Genomic DNA, 14,639 nt, shown 5'->3' with positions numbered 1-14,639 from the left:
CGCGCGAGTTGCCATCTCACGATACAATCAGACCTTCCTGTGGGTGCGTCCATGGCAGATTATAGAGAGGCGCGAACTGCGGCGCGGGCGGAAAGGGCATGTCTCGGAGAGGCACGTCGATGACCACCGGAGCCTCGCGTTCCAGCGCGAGAGGAATCAGCGTTTCCAGCTCCATTGGGTCATTCGCCCTCATTGCGACCGCGCCGAACGACTCCGCGAACTTGACGAAATCCGGATTGTGTAGGTCGGTCTCGTAAGTTCCTGCAAAAGATTCTTCCAAGTCGCGCGCGACATTGCCGTAAGAGTCATTGTTGAACAGGACTGTTACCACATTGATACCATACTTGACGGCAGTGGATAGCTCCGATGCGTTGAACATAAAGCCGCCGTCGCCCACCATGCACAGCGTGGGACGGTCGGGTTTAGCTACCTTCACACCCAGCGCCGTCGGGAATGAATAGCCCACATTGAACGAGTAGCCCGCGTCTATGTAAGTCTTGGGGTGGTTCACCGACCAATGCGTGCGGGCGTAGAAGCTTAACTGGTTGATGTCCCAGACTACGAAAGCGTCCTCAGGTATGCCCCTGCGGATTGCCTCCATCACAGGATACTGCGGCTCCTTGAGCCTGATGTCATAGTAGGCAATCAGGCTGCGCGCCGCCTCCACCGCTTCGGCAGGCGAAGGGCGCTCTCCGGCGCCGGCCTCTATCAGGTGCGGAATCAGGGCATCTATCGTAGCTCTCGCGTCTCCATGTAGTGGGATGGTGTTGGACTGGACTCTCGTAAGTTCGCCGTCGTCGATGTTTATGTTCACCAGCGTGGACGACTCCCCCGCAGGATTGCCCAGCGAAAAGCGCGCCCCGATTCCAATCACCACATCGGCGGACTGCATCACCTCGTAAAGCTGGTTCATCTCCTGTATCTCTCCGCGAGGGCTGAAACAAGAACCGTAAGACAGCGGATGTCCGTCCGGTATGGTTCCCTTTCCGCCGCTCGAAGTAACCACGGGTATATTCGTCGCCTCCGCAAGCCTCACCAGAACTTCCTCGGCATCCGACCTCGCCACTCCGCCACCCGCGTATATCAGTGGCAAGCGAGACCGCGCGATGATGCGAGCGGCTTCTCGAAGATCGTCCGGGCTCGGCACGATTCGCGAGATTCGGGCAGGATTGCGAAGCGCGACTTCCTCCGTCTCGACGCCTACTTCCGGCGGGATCTCGATGAGCGTGGGACGAGGCCTTCCTGTACGCATCTGCCTGAACGCCTCGAACACTGCGTCAGGAACCTCCCTCGGCCTCATTGCCAATCGTTGCCACTTCGTTACTGAGCGCACCGCGCCGGGCTGGTTCTCGACTCCATGCACAGTGCCAAGCCCCTTGCCCATCGCGCCGCGCGGAATCTGACCGGCGATGAGCAGGACGGGTGAGGAACGCGAGTAGGCGTTGGTCAAGCCCGATGCGGCATTGTACAGACCCACTCCCGGGACCACCAGCGCCACTCCCGGCTTCCCCGATGCGCGAGCATACCCGTCCGCCATGTAAGTCGTAGCCTGCTCGTGCCGTGTAGTTATCATGCGTATGCCGGGTTCATCGCGCAGACCGGCGACGATCCCATATATCTGTATGCCTGGAATCCCGAACACCACCTCTACGCCTTCCCGCACGAGTGATTTCGCCAGCGCCTCGCCGCCGCTCATCTTTGCCAACGCTTCCACTCCGCAAATTGCTCTCAGTCGTGCAGGAAAACCGCTGCTTAGGATAGTCTCATCCGAGGCTGCTTTCTCGCTTTGTCCGAAGCCATTCTAACACGACGAAAATATTTGTTATATCTCTTCATTAGCTGTGCTCCCATAACTTTGATAGTCTCCGATTCCTCTGCTCCGCCCATCTATGTTAGTCTCCCGCCGCAGCCTGTTCTGGCAGCTTGGTCCGTGACTTGGCGTTGCCGATTATGAAGCCTAGCATGCCGATTAGCGCTCCGATGCCCGTTATGCCGAATGTGTTGGATGTGCCGATGAAGCTGTGTATTGGGATGAACACGAACGCGCCGAACGAGCCGCCTACATCCCACGCCTGCTGCAGCGTCGCCATCGCCGCGCTGCGCTCTCGCATAGGCGCTCTGTCCACTGTGAACGACTGTATGCCCGGCTGCAGCAGCCCGAATCCCAGCCCGGCGAAGAATCCGCCGCTCAAGAACATCGCCTGGAAGAATGCTCCGTTCAGCACGAACATGGCAATCGCCACAGCCAGCAAACCCGGCACGATGACCGTCGCGCGCCCAAGTCTGTCTGCGATCGGTCCGCCTGCCGCCATCGCGAACATGGACACGACCGAGAACACCGTGTAGTACAGACCCGGGTTGCCCAAGCTCTGCTCGTGCGCCAGCAAGGGCAAGTAGGTGTTCGTCGGCGCGGTGGTGAAGGTATAAGTCAGGAACACCAGCGTGGGAAACAGCGCCGAGCGCGCTATTAGCGGCGGCTTGTCGCCGGATGCGCCGGCTGCAGGACCCGGAGCGGGACGCTCGAACCCGATGCGGCTTGCGGATATGCGAAGGCATGCCAATGTGCCGATAGCCGCCGCCAGCGCCGAGAATAGGAACGCGTTCTGTGGGCCGGCGTTATCGTACAAGAACGACGCCACGAACGGTGAATACAGGAACGATATGTTGATGGCGTTGCCCATGTACGCCATCGCCTCGGCGCGGCGTGTGTTCGGCGCGAGGTTCGCTACCATAGTAGATGTGGCGACGGGACCGAGCGCAAGCCCGACGCCTTGCAGCATGCGCATCGGCATCAGCCACCACGGGCTGAGCGCGAATATGTACGATAGGCTACCGAGCGCCACGATAGCCGTGCCGATGACCGCCACGCGCTTGGGCCCCAGCGTGTATATCCACTGCCCGCCGACTGGTCGTATCAGCAAGCCCACAATGCCGAACGCGCCGATGATTATAGGCAGGTGAAACGACGCGTCGCCCTTAAGGTATTCGACGGCGAACGGCGGGATAATCGTCAGAGTCGCGGTGTAGCCGGCGAACATGAAGTGCCCGGTAATCAGCGTCAGGATGAAATCGCGCGTCCAAAGCCTATCGCCCTTTCCATCCAAAACGGCGGCAATCCGCCCGACCAACTCGTTCACGGCAACCTTCTCGTTTCTTTCCGCCAATCCGGCATCATAACTGCCAGCACCGCAACTGCCAGCACCGCAACTGACTGTAACATATCAGCCGCTATGCTAAACAGGATGTACAGGATATGGCATAGTTCCATTCACGCCGGATTGTCCCCATTCTAACCTTCCCCCAGCAAGGGCTTACCGAGGGTATCTAAGAAGACGATTTCACAAATCTCTAATGTTGTCATTCCGAACTCAGTGAGGAGTCTGAAATTGTCTCGCAAAAGATGATTCTAGTAGGACTTTGCGCTGATTCCCCGCGTACGCGCCAGATTGCGGCGCGGCGGCATTAGGCTTATACTCACGGGCATAATAATATGAAGGCGGGCGATTGAGACGAATTGAGACTAAGAATGGAGAGCCTGCATTATTATAGGAGGGATTGGCGATGAATCTACTGGTACTATCCGGCGGCAGACATCCTTATGAAGAGTCCACGCCTGTGCTAGAGGGCTTTCTGACCGGAGCCGGGCACGAGGTGAATGTTACCGAAGACGCTTCGATTCTGGCGGATGCGGATGCGATGAGCGGCTACGATGCGCTGGTGTTCAACACGATGCGCGCGGGCGACGACGCGATGACGCGCGAGCAGCAGGCAGGCATGACAATGGAGGGAAGGGCTTCATCTGCATCCACATCGCCGGCTGCGCCTCGGCAGACTGGCACGAATACTACGACATCACCGGCGGCGGTTGGTTGCTCACGGATAGCTACCACCCGCCATACGGCAAGTTCGAGGTGAATATCACTGACGCGGATAGTCCTGCGGCAGCGGGTATATCCGACTTCGAGACGAACGACGAACTCTATATGGGCATCGAATTCAAAGACGGCAACGATGTCTTCATGACCGGCGACTCCGAAGACGGCACTTGGACTTGGCGCGGCGAAGAGACATTCATGCCCGGTGGCACATTCCCGCTCGGCTGGACGCAGCAGTTCGGCAACGGTAAAGTGTTCGTAACACTGTTAGGGCACAACGGATTGAGCTTCGAGACACCGGAGTTTCAGCGCACAGTGCTAAACGGCATCGACTGGACGACATCATAATCCGTCAGTTACTCACCGGACGACAAATCCATAGCGCGGACTTACCCATGAGGGACTTACCCATGAGGGACTTACCCATGAGGGACTTACCCATGAGGGACTTACCCATAAGATTAGGAGGCAAGGCTTATGAGGCTAGAAGGCAAGGTCGCAATCATAAGCGGCGGCGCGCGAGGGCAGGGCGCTGCGGAGGCGAAGATGTTCGCGCGCGAAGGCGCAAAGGTTGTCTTCGGCGACATCCTCGATGACGAAGGCAAGCAGGTCGAAGCCGAGATTAACGAGACCGGCGGAGACGCAACCTATGTCAACTTGGATGTTACCAGCGAAGACGCTTGGCAGAACGCCGTCGATACCGCAGTCGAGCGCTACGGCAAAGTGGACATTCTGGTGAACAACGCCGGCGTCGCGTTCTGGACATTCGGCGATGACGCAAGCGTGGAAGACTGGGACACCGTGATGGACATCAACGCCAAGGGCGTGTTCCTAGGCACGAAGGTGGTGATTCCGGCGATGCGCGATGCGGGCGGCGGCTCCATTGTGAACATATCGTCCATATCCGGCATGGTGGGGCAGGCGACCATCCATCCCGGCTACAACGCATCCAAGGGCGCGGTTCGCATACTCACCAAGTCCACCGCGATCCAATACGCGAAAGAAGGCATACGCTGCAACTCTGTGCATCCCGGTCCGGTGCGCACGGAGATGACCGCGCGCGGCTGGCGAGACCCAGAGCGACGCCAGCGCACCGAGCAAAACACACCGCTGGGCCGCTACGCCGACGCCGACGAGATAGCGAGCGGCGTGCTGTTCCTGGCATCAAACGAATCGTCCTACATGACAGGCAGCGAATTAGTAATCGACGGCGGCGTAATCGCGCAGTAGCCACCAACTGACATGGATATACGGGATGTACAGGATTCTCATTGAAATTGTCCAGCCCATCCTGTATATCTTGTGCATCCGTGTTAGTTCCAGCCCTAAACTGGCTCTTCTTTTCCGTTGACACTGTAAATATGCCGTCCATATACTTTTGCGAAATGGATAGCGGTGTAGGTGAATGACGACTAATTTTGTGTTTGTTACCGGCGGCGTGGTCAGCTCTATTGGCAAGGGCATCGCCGTCGCGTCTCTTGGGCGTGTGCTTAAGAGCAGGGGTGTGTCCGTCTCCGTGCTGAAGCTCGACCCGTATCTCAATGTCGATCCGGGCACTATGTCTCCGTATCAGCATGGCGAGGTATTCGTAACGCGCGATGGCTGCGAGACCGATCTCGACCTTGGCCACTACGAGCGCTTTATCGATGTGGAACTGACCCGCGCATCCAACCTGACCGCCGGGCAGATTTACCAAGACATCATATCGCGCGAGCGGCAGGGCGAGTTCCTCGGCGGCACCATCCAAGCCGTGCCGCATGTCACCGACGCCATCAAGCAGCACATGCTCAGTCTTGCGCAAAGCAGCGAAGCCGAAGTCATCATCGTCGAAGTCGGCGGCACGGTCGGCGACATCGAAGGGCTGCCATTTCTCGAAGCCATCCGGCAGATGCGCAACGAAGTCGGCCGCGACAATGTGTGCTACATCCATCTGACATTCCTGCCGTTCATCATGGCAACGGGCGAGCTGAAGACCAAACCCACTCAGCACAGCGTCCGCGAACTGCGCAGCATCGGCATTCAGCCCGATGTCATCGTCTGCCGCAGCGACTACGAAGTCGATGACGACATCAAGCGTAAGATAAGCATCCACTGCGATGTGCCGCTTCCCGCCGTCATAACCCTGCCCACGGTAGATACGGTGTACGAAGTGCCGCTCATACTGGAAGACGAAGGCATGGGCGAACTCGTAGTCAACACCTTGGGCATCGAGAGCGCGGGACGCGACATGGCGGGCTGGGAGATGTTGGTAGAGGGCATCAAGACGCCCAAGGAAGCCCTGCCCGTCGCGGTCGTGGGCAAGTATGTGGACTTGCAGGATTCGTACCTGTCGGTCAAGGAAGCGCTGTTCCACGCGGGCATGGCGCACGATGTGGACATCGATGTGCGCTGGGTGCGCTCTGAAGACATAGAGCAGCAAGGACCGGCGCGCCTGCTGGACGATGTGCGTGGCATCGTGGTGCCCGGCGGATTTGGGCAGCGCGGCGTCGAGGGAATGATCCTCACCGCGGAATACGCTCGCACGCACAAGATACCCTATCTCGGCTTGTGCCTTGGCTTGCAGGTGATGGTAATCGAGATGGCGCGGAACGGGCTTGGCAAAGAGGCGGCGCACTCCACCGAGTTCAACCCGCTCACCGCAGACCCGGTTATCGACATTATGCCGGAGCAGCGCGTCATAACGCAGATGGGCGGCACGATGCGGCTCGGCGAGTACCCATGCGACCTGATGGCGGATAGCAAGGCGCGCGCCGCGTATGGCGTATCGTCGATCAGCGAGCGCCACCGCCACCGCTTCGAGTTCAACAACGACTATCAGGAAGCGTTCGAGTCTGTTGGGTTATGGCCCTCCGGCCTTTCCCCGAATGGCAAGCTGGTGGAGATTATGGAGCTGGAGCCGAACATGCACCCGTTCATGCTGGGTGTGCAGTTCCACCCGGAGTTCCGCTCTCGGCCTAACAAGCCGCATCCATTGTTCGAGGGCTTCGTCGAATCCGCGCTGGAGACACTGCGCGAGGGCGCGCAACATTTGCTGCCGATAGACGAAGGCGCCAAGCGCACCGTGGACGCGCAATGACGCAGGTGTGATTCTAACCTTCCCACATGATGGGGGAGAAGTTCCTATTCGCCCAGCCCTAGACCGTGAGGGTCGATTTCGCAATTCCTTAATGTTGTCATTCCGCGTTGCCTTTGTCATTCCGAACGCAGTGAGGAATCTGAAATCGTTGCACGCAAACTTGTTTCCGACTTTAGATTTCAAGCGAAGCGAGAAATGACAGGTATAAATTGCAAATGACAGATAAATTGCATTTGTGAAATCGTCTTGAAGCAAGCGTTGCGAATGGGGATTTTAGCGGATATAATGCTTAAGGCAGGGCGTATTCCAGTGTGCTATACTTCGTTGAGACTCCCCTGCGGCGTCTAACGCTGATGTGCACTTTCCCCAATTGTTGATTGTCCCCTGCCATGAGCCTGCCTGTTGAATCTGCCGTCTAGCCTGCCCGCCCGTATGAGCGCGCCGTTTAGTTTGTCATAAGGCAATTGCGCCGCATTATTTCTTCCCGTCTATTTCAGTCCATCAGCCTTTAGCATGCGCCTTTTGGGTGCGGAGTATCTCATGAACCTCGCTGAGCTTCAAAGCCTTAACAACGAAGACCTCTACAAGCTCGGAAAAGAGCTGGGCGTCTTCGAGAACGGCAACATGCCGCATCGCCGCGAGATGATGAACAAGGTGCTCGCCAACCTCTCCGAGAAGAACGGCAATCTCAAGGCGGGCGGCATCCTCAGCATCCTCAACGACGGCTACGGCTTCCTGCGACAGTCCGGCGCCTCCGCCAGCAACTCCGACGTCTATGTCTCGCAGTCGCAGATCCGCCGCTTCAGCCTGCGCACCGGCGACGAGGTGCACGGACAGGTGCGCCCCCCAAAGGACGGCGAGCGCTACTTCGGCCTTGTCCGCGTCGAGCAGGTCAACGGCAGCGAGCCCGATCGCTCCCGCCGCCGCAAGCACTTCGAGAGCCTGACCGCTATCCACCCCACGCGGCAGATCACGCTCGAAACGCGCAAAGACCTCGTGTCCACGCGGCTTATCGACATGCTCGCGCCCATTGGCAGAGGGCAGCGCGGGCTTATCGTCTCCCCGCCCAAGGCAGGCAAGACCACGCTGCTCAAGCAGATTGCCGACGGCATCGCCGCCAACGCACCGGACATCCACATCATGGTCGCGCTCATCGGCGAGCGCCCCGAAGAGGTGACCGATGTCACGCGCTCGGTCAACGGCGAGGTGTACAGCTCCACTTTCGACGAGCCGGTCGAAGACCACTGCCGCGTCGCCGAGATGGTGCTGGAACGCTCCAAGCGCCTCGTCGAAGGCGGCAAGGATGTGGTCATCCTGCTCGACAGCATCACGCGGCTCACTCGCGCCTACAATCTCGCCGTGCCGAGCAGCGGTCGCACACTGTCGGGCGGTATGGACCCCGTCGCGCTCTACCCGCCCAAAAGGTTCTTCGGCGCCGCCCGCAATACCGAAGAGGGCGGCTCGCTCACCATCATCGCCGCATGCCTCATCGACACGGGCAGCAGGCTCGACGACCTCGTGTACGAGGAGTTCAAGGGCACGGGCAACATGGAAGTCCATCTCGACCGCCGCCTCGCCGAGCGCCGCTTCTTCCCCGCCATCGACATCGAGCGCAGCGGCACACGCCGCGAAGAGCTGCTCATCGACGATGCTTCACTGCAGCATGTCTGGCTGCTCCGCCGTTTCGTCGCGCTGCAAAAGTCCCAAGGCGACGACAACGCCATCGAGGTCATCACCAAAATTATGCGCAACACACGCAACAACAAGGAATTCCTCGTCAACCTGCCCCGCCTCGCGCAGGAAGTCTCGCCCATGCGCCGGTAGCCGACTTCCCGCGCCGCGTATAATCGCCTATACTGCACGCACCATCCCTATTAAGGAGTTCTGTTGATGACCACCGAAGCCCCGACGACTAATCCGTATTCCGCGGAAGAGCGGATGGCGCGAATGGAGGCGCAGCAGGAGCTTCTTATTGAGCTGCTGAGAGACAATAATGAGCTGCTGAGGGAAAACAATGCCAAGATAGACGCCCTTGACAAGAAATTCGACACGAAGATAGACGTCCTTGACAAGAAATTCGACACGAAGATAGACGTCCTTGACAAGAAGTTCGACGCGAAAATAGACGTTCTTGACAAGAAGTTCGACGCGAAAATGGACGTTCTTGACAAGAAGTTCGACGCGAAGTTTGACACCACCAACAACCGCATCGACGCTGTCAATCACCGCATCTTCCTCGCGGGCATCGGCATATTCACCATCGTCGGTGGGGGTGTCGCAGCCTACATCGTCAGCCTGCTCACCTAACCTTCCCGCGCCGCGCATAATCGCCTATACTGCACGCACCATCCCTATTAAGGAGTTCTGTTGATGACCACCGAAGCCCCGACGACTAATCCGTATTCCGTCGAAGAGCGGATGGCGCGCATAGAGGCGCAGCAGGAGATTATCATTGAGCTGCTGAGGGATCACAACGCGAAGTTTGACGCCATCAATGATCGCTTTGACGCCCTCGACAGGAAGTTCGACGCCAAAATAGACGCCCTTGATAAGAAATACGAAGCGAAATTTGACGCCATCAACGCGAAGTTTGACAGCATCAACGCGAAGTTTGACAGCATCAACGACCGCTTCGACGCCAAGTTCGACGCACTCAACCACCACATCTTCCTCGCGGGCATCGGCATATTCACCATCGTCGGCGGGGGCGTTGCCGCCTATATCGTCAGCCTGCTCACCTAACCCTGCTCCTCTTCTAGCCCGCCTACCCCGCCTGCGCCGACAGCACGACCACGCTCATCTCGCGCGGCAAGCTCGTCGCCGTTACGCGCAGCGTCGGACGCGGCGACACATCACTCGCTCCCAGCTCGCCCAGCAGCGCACCCAGCGCACCCGCATCATCATCGCCCGCGCCATCCGCGCCCGCCTGCCAGCCCACAGGCACCACTATCCGCGGTCCCACCTGCTGCACCAGCCGCGCCACACGCTTCGCCGCGCTCTCACCGCCGCTCGCGTCCACCACCAGCACTTCCACATTGTTCAGCTCGTCCAGCTGCCGCGAACTCAGCGACGGCACACTGCCACCCGCGTGGCACACCCGCACACCCTCCGCGCGCATCGCGTACACCGTGCTCACCAGCCGACCGTCCGCGTCCTCCGCGTTCCCGTACGGCGTGCCCATGCCGCTTATGTAGAAGTTCGCAATCTCGTACTCGCCCGGTCCCCGCAGCACGCGAGGCGAACCGCCCACCGCGCCCGCATTGGAATGGCGCGGCGCGTCAATGCTCACCGTCACTATATCCGCGCTCGTCTCCGGCATCCGCGCGCCGTCCTCCGCGTAATACGGATCCGACACCACCGCCGTCTGCCCCGACTGCACTCGCACCGCCCAGTTCCCCAGCCACGATATTTCCATTACTTTACGCCTCCTATGCATGTATAATGTATCCACACAATTTTAACACCGTTCGGAGTTTTCAGTCGCCGGCCCGCTCAGCCTTTGAACAGCATTTAACTATCGTCAGAGATTCATCATGGTAAGCGCAAACAGGCGAAATGCCCCTTACCCTCGCCTAATCGCCCCGGATTCCCGCTTTCCCCGTAATACTCCCGTAATATAAGTCCTATAGTGTGGACTCTGTACGCCTGCGTGCTGGGCATACTCATGCCTTTGTGCAGGACTTGTTTGGGCAATAGTTTAGGGCTTTGTATAGAAACTTCGCCAAAAACATTCAAAATAATGCCTTGCGGAAGTATGCCGCGCGGTGTAGCGTTCTCAAATAGACGAGTGGCGAACACTCTCAATAGCGACAACTAGACTATCGGAATGGATTATTCGGAACAAATACGAACCGGTACTAACCCGAATGTTAGGAGGACGAATTGAACAATAGAAAAGCATTTATCCCCATATCAGCGCTGCTGGGGGCTTTGTTGCTCGCACTTGTGGCAACGATGACGCCGTTTGTCGCTGATCCCGACCGCGCACACGCGCAGTCTGCAGCCAGCATCACTGTGGGCGGCAAGGCAGTAAGCGGCTTCGCTGTTGGCACTTTTGACTACACTGCCAATCCCACACGGGTGTCGAGTGGAACCACTCACATACAAGTCAACGCCTCAGCGGTGTCAGGGTCCCGTGTGCATAGCATCAGGTACGCTCCGGATATTACTCCTTCTAGCACTGCAGGGTCAGTATCAGATTTCACGACCCTTCCAGGCCAAGTTGCATCCGGTGGCAACGTGCCGCTTAGATCGAATGAAAGCACAGATATCGGCGTTGTTATAGCGACAGGAAGTGGCGCCACCGCTACTGGAACGATATATGTCGTCACAGTTACGCGCGTGTCGTCAGGCGCTAGCGACAATGCGAACTTGGCGGCGACCACTGGTTTGGCAATCGGTGGTGTCCCAACTGGCACCACTTTAGTGCCGGATTATGACCCGGACACTACGAGCTACTCGCTTTTCGTTCCATACGATGTGAATGACTCCGGTAATGACGCTACCAATACAATCACCGTAACGCCGACGCTAGCCGACGATACCGACCCGCAAACGACCACCGCAGGTGCGTCGTTCACGATAGCCTCGAACAAGGATTCCGAGCTTGCTGAAAGTGGTGGCGCTTACACGGTGGAGTTGGCGGAAGGCGCGAATGTCATCACCATATCGGTGGAGGCTGCGAATGTAGTCACGAAGAAAACATATACTGTAACTGTGACGCGCGCCCGCGCGAATTCTTCGGACGATGCGAGGTTGAGTTCTTTGACGGTGGGCGGCAAGTCCGTACCCGCAGCGAACATTGAGCTCGCTGATGGCGCCGACGGACTTGTGGACTACACAACCAGATTCCCGTTCGCAACGGAGTCGGTCCAAGTTACTGCTGTGAAGAACCACGCCGGTGCTCAGGTCCTCGTAAGGACTGGTGATGCTGCGGCTGCCTCTGTTACAGGAACGATAGACACGGACGGAAGGGTTTCTCTGACGGCAGGGACGCCGCTCTTCATTGCGGTGCAAGTAACGGCTCAGGACGGGACGAGTGCCAGCCGAAGGAATTACATACTGCAAGTAACGCGTGTGGCACAGGATGCTGCCAGCGATGCGAACTTGGCGGCATCTGATGGTTTGACACTTACAAATCCTGCAGTCGCGTTAGCGCCGGCTTACAACCAGGACACTACGAGCTACACGGCTTTCGTGCCATACGATGTCGACGGCGCCACCCCTGTAACTGTAAACGACGAAGTCACTGTAACGCCGACGCTGTCAGATACGACTGCTGCTCCTGCTAATGCGTCCTTCACGATAACCTCGAACAGGGATTCAGAAATTGGCAGTGATAATATCGTTGAGTTGGCGGTAGGTGCGAATGTCATCAGCGTAGTAGTGGAAGCCGCGGATGTGGTGACGAAGAAGACATACACCGTGACAGTAACGCGCGCCGCTGAGACCGGTTCGGACGATGCGACGCTGAGCGCCTTGACGGTGGGCGGCGAAAGTGTGAGCGTTTCCGGCTTTACTTCTACTGCCAGTCCCTCTGCTGACGATGTGGATTACACGACCAATGTTCCTACTACAGTGCAAAGGGTACTAGTCGCTGCCACTCCGACGGACTCCAGCGCTGTGGTCGTCATACGAAGCGGCGCTGACGTAAGTGCTGCCCTCACAAATCCTATAGACACGGACGGCAGGATTGACCTGACCGCTGGGGCGGCGGTTTTCATCACGGTGCAGGTGACGGCTGCAGATGGCGAGACGGTAAATAACTACATACTGAGCGTTACACGCGCGTCACCGACCGCTTCCAGCACCGCGAATTTGACCAACTTGACAATTACAGCCCCCACCGGTATCACTGTGGCGCCGACCTTTGGCGAGGACGTTACGAGCTACACGGCTTCCGTGCCACACGATGTGGACGCGAATACAGACAGTCCTACCGCTGGGACACAAGATGAAATCACCCTAACCCTGCCGCTGGCTACTGGCGCAACTATCGAAGTAACGTCGGACATGGATGACGCTATTGCCACGACGACTACCCCTAATGAACACGTTGTTGAGCTGGCGGAAGGCGCGAATGTCATCACCATAATGGTGGAGGCTGAGGATGCCGTTGCGACGAAGACATACACCTTGACTGTGACGCGCGCGACCCAGAGCACTTCGGATGACGCAAGTCTGAGCTCCTTGATGGTGGGTTCCGAAACTGTGTCCCTGCCGTTGCCTGAGTTTGACAGCACTAGCGCCGCTACTATTTCGGCGTCGACCTATGCGACCGGCGTTTCTAACATAATGAACTCGATCCAGATTGATGCCACTCCGACACACGCCGGAGCGATGGCAGTCATAAGGACGGGTGCTACTGCAGAAGCCGCTGCTACAGGATCGATAGACGCCGATGGAAACATTCCCCTGATTGTCGGCTATACGAACTTTATCGCGGTACAGGTGATGGCTGAAGACGGTCTGTCGGCCAGCAATAAGACTTACATGCTGCAGGTGAACCGCGCGCCGGCAGGAGCTTCCAGTGATGCGAAGTTGATCGAGACCGGTGGTTTGACAATTAGCACTGGCATTTTGATGCCGGACTATGACCAGGACACCATGGCATACACTGCTGAGGTTGGGAACGCAGTCGGGTCGGTTACGGTAACGGCTACGGGCTTTGGTGACAATACTACCGTTACTGATAACAACAGGGCGACTGTTCGGATAATGTCGGACAGGGATGATGAAATCGGCAATAACCTAGACACGACCGGTGTGCGGAATTTGACTAGCCATGCCATTGACCTAATGGTTGGTGCCAATGTCATCACCGTAATGGTGACGGCTTCGGACTACGTCGCGATGAACACATACACGGTTACGATAACTCGTGAGTCCGCAGGCGACGATGCGTCGCTAGCGTCGCTGGGTCTGAAGCACCTACCGATGAACATGATGGAAGGCGTGGCTATCGAGCTGATGCCGGCGTTTGATTCGGGCACGATGACATATACCGCCGACGCGGGTTCCGCAGAGGCGATAACGGTTACCCCGAAGACGACGAATTCGGACGCCAGTGTGTCCGTAACGGTCAACGGCATTGCCGCGATGAAGACAGACATACCGATGTACTGGGACATGCTGGGCTGCCCGGCGATGAATGACTCAGTGCGCGCATACGACGATCACAGCCATCCTGATAATGCTACCAGCCCGTACTGCACAACCTACAATGCGGATGCCACGCATCCGGGTCTCATGGGCGACGCAAAGGATGTAGTGGATATGACATTCGCTAACTACTACGACGTCCCGCTGTCGGTAGGCGATAACGCGGTCGCAGTGATGGTAACGTCGGAAGACGAGACCGAGACCGAGACCTACACCGTAACGGTGACCCGTGTGGACATGTCTGACGAGGCAAGGCTGCTTGCTGAGTACGATGCAAATAGCGACGACGTGATCGACGATGGTGAGATGAATACGGCTATTGGTGCTTACCTTGACGGAATGCTCTCAGATGCCGATATGAATACCCTTATAGGCATCTATCTCGGAGGATAAAGGCGAAACCATAAAAAGTACGGCAGGTCCGTTCGCCTCACCTGTGGGCGAGGCGTGAGCGGAGTCCGCAAGGGCGAACGGACCTACGGATCTAACGAAGCCAAAAGCGGAACTTCCAACCCACATTAAAGGAG

The 14,639-nt window shown here is 57.8% G+C and carries 11 protein-coding genes; 8 read left to right on the top strand and 3 right to left on the bottom strand.

The features are described 5' to 3' along the window. Window positions 1–16: 16 nt before the first annotated feature. Together F4X57_14670 and F4X57_14665 are read right to left on the bottom strand one after the other, a co-directional pair. The gene (locus tag F4X57_14670; GenBank protein ID MYC08388.1) at window positions 17–1,705 is read right to left on the bottom strand and encodes a thiamine pyrophosphate-binding protein; all 1,689 of its coding nucleotides are present in this window, start codon (window positions 1,703–1,705) and stop codon (window positions 17–19) included. 187 nt (window positions 1,706–1,892) lie between these two features. Beyond that, on the bottom strand, window positions 1,893–3,164 hold the full coding sequence (locus F4X57_14665; protein MYC08387.1) for an MFS transporter: 1,272 nt from the start codon (window positions 3,162–3,164) through the stop codon (window positions 1,893–1,895). Window positions 3,165–3,561: 397 nt separating this feature from the next. Between F4X57_14665 and F4X57_14660 the strand changes: the two genes are divergently transcribed. The 7 genes from F4X57_14660 to F4X57_14630 all read left to right on the top strand — a co-directional run bounded on the left by F4X57_14660 (window position 3,562) and on the right by F4X57_14630 (window position 9,693). After that, complete coding sequence (locus F4X57_14660; GenBank protein ID MYC08386.1) at window positions 3,562–3,915, top strand: ThuA domain-containing protein; 354 nt, start codon at window positions 3,562–3,564, stop codon at window positions 3,913–3,915. Beyond that, window positions 3,798–4,223, top strand: a complete 426-nt coding sequence (locus tag F4X57_14655; protein MYC08385.1) for a ThuA domain-containing protein — start codon at window positions 3,798–3,800, stop codon at window positions 4,221–4,223. The genes F4X57_14660 and F4X57_14655 overlap by 118 nt, the downstream gene beginning before the upstream one ends. 129 nt (window positions 4,224–4,352) lie before the next feature. Continuing rightward, a complete protein-coding gene (locus tag F4X57_14650) occupies window positions 4,353–5,105 on the top strand; it encodes a glucose 1-dehydrogenase (protein MYC08384.1) in 753 nt (250 codons plus the stop codon). A 175-nt stretch (window positions 5,106–5,280) separates the two neighbouring features. Then, window positions 5,281–6,951, top strand: coding sequence for a CTP synthase (locus F4X57_14645; protein ID MYC08383.1), 1,671 nt, complete (start codon window positions 5,281–5,283; stop codon window positions 6,949–6,951). Between the two features lie 540 nt (window positions 6,952–7,491). Next, on the top strand, window positions 7,492–8,775 hold the full coding sequence (locus F4X57_14640; GenBank protein MYC08382.1) for a transcription termination factor Rho: 1,284 nt from the start codon (window positions 7,492–7,494) through the stop codon (window positions 8,773–8,775). 66 nt (window positions 8,776–8,841) lie between these two features. After that, window positions 8,842–9,258 carry a hypothetical protein gene (locus F4X57_14635; protein ID MYC08381.1) on the top strand — a complete coding sequence of 139 codons (417 nt, stop codon included), beginning with the start codon at window positions 8,842–8,844 and terminating at the stop codon, window positions 9,256–9,258. Window positions 9,259–9,321: 63 nt separating this feature from the next. Beyond that, complete coding sequence (locus tag F4X57_14630; GenBank protein ID MYC08380.1) at window positions 9,322–9,693, top strand: hypothetical protein; 372 nt, start codon at window positions 9,322–9,324, stop codon at window positions 9,691–9,693. 22 nt (window positions 9,694–9,715) lie between these two features. On the opposite strand, the gene F4X57_14625 is transcribed toward F4X57_14630, so the two are convergent. Next, entirely contained in the window at window positions 9,716–10,387 is a 672-nt protein-coding gene (locus F4X57_14625) for a hypothetical protein (GenBank protein ID MYC08379.1), read from the bottom strand. A 446-nt stretch (window positions 10,388–10,833) separates the two neighbouring features. Between F4X57_14625 and F4X57_14620 the strand changes: the two genes are divergently transcribed. Then, complete coding sequence (locus F4X57_14620; protein ID MYC08378.1) at window positions 10,834–14,505, top strand: cadherin-like beta sandwich domain-containing protein; 3,672 nt, start codon at window positions 10,834–10,836, stop codon at window positions 14,503–14,505. The last annotated feature ends 134 nt before the right edge of the window (window positions 14,506–14,639 follow it).

The organism is Chloroflexota bacterium (assembly GCA_009840355.1).
In the GTDB taxonomy this organism is placed as follows: domain Bacteria; phylum Chloroflexota; class Dehalococcoidia; order Lucifugimonadales; family JADFKI01; genus Bin90.
This window is presented reverse-complemented; position numbering and strand designations above follow the sequence as displayed.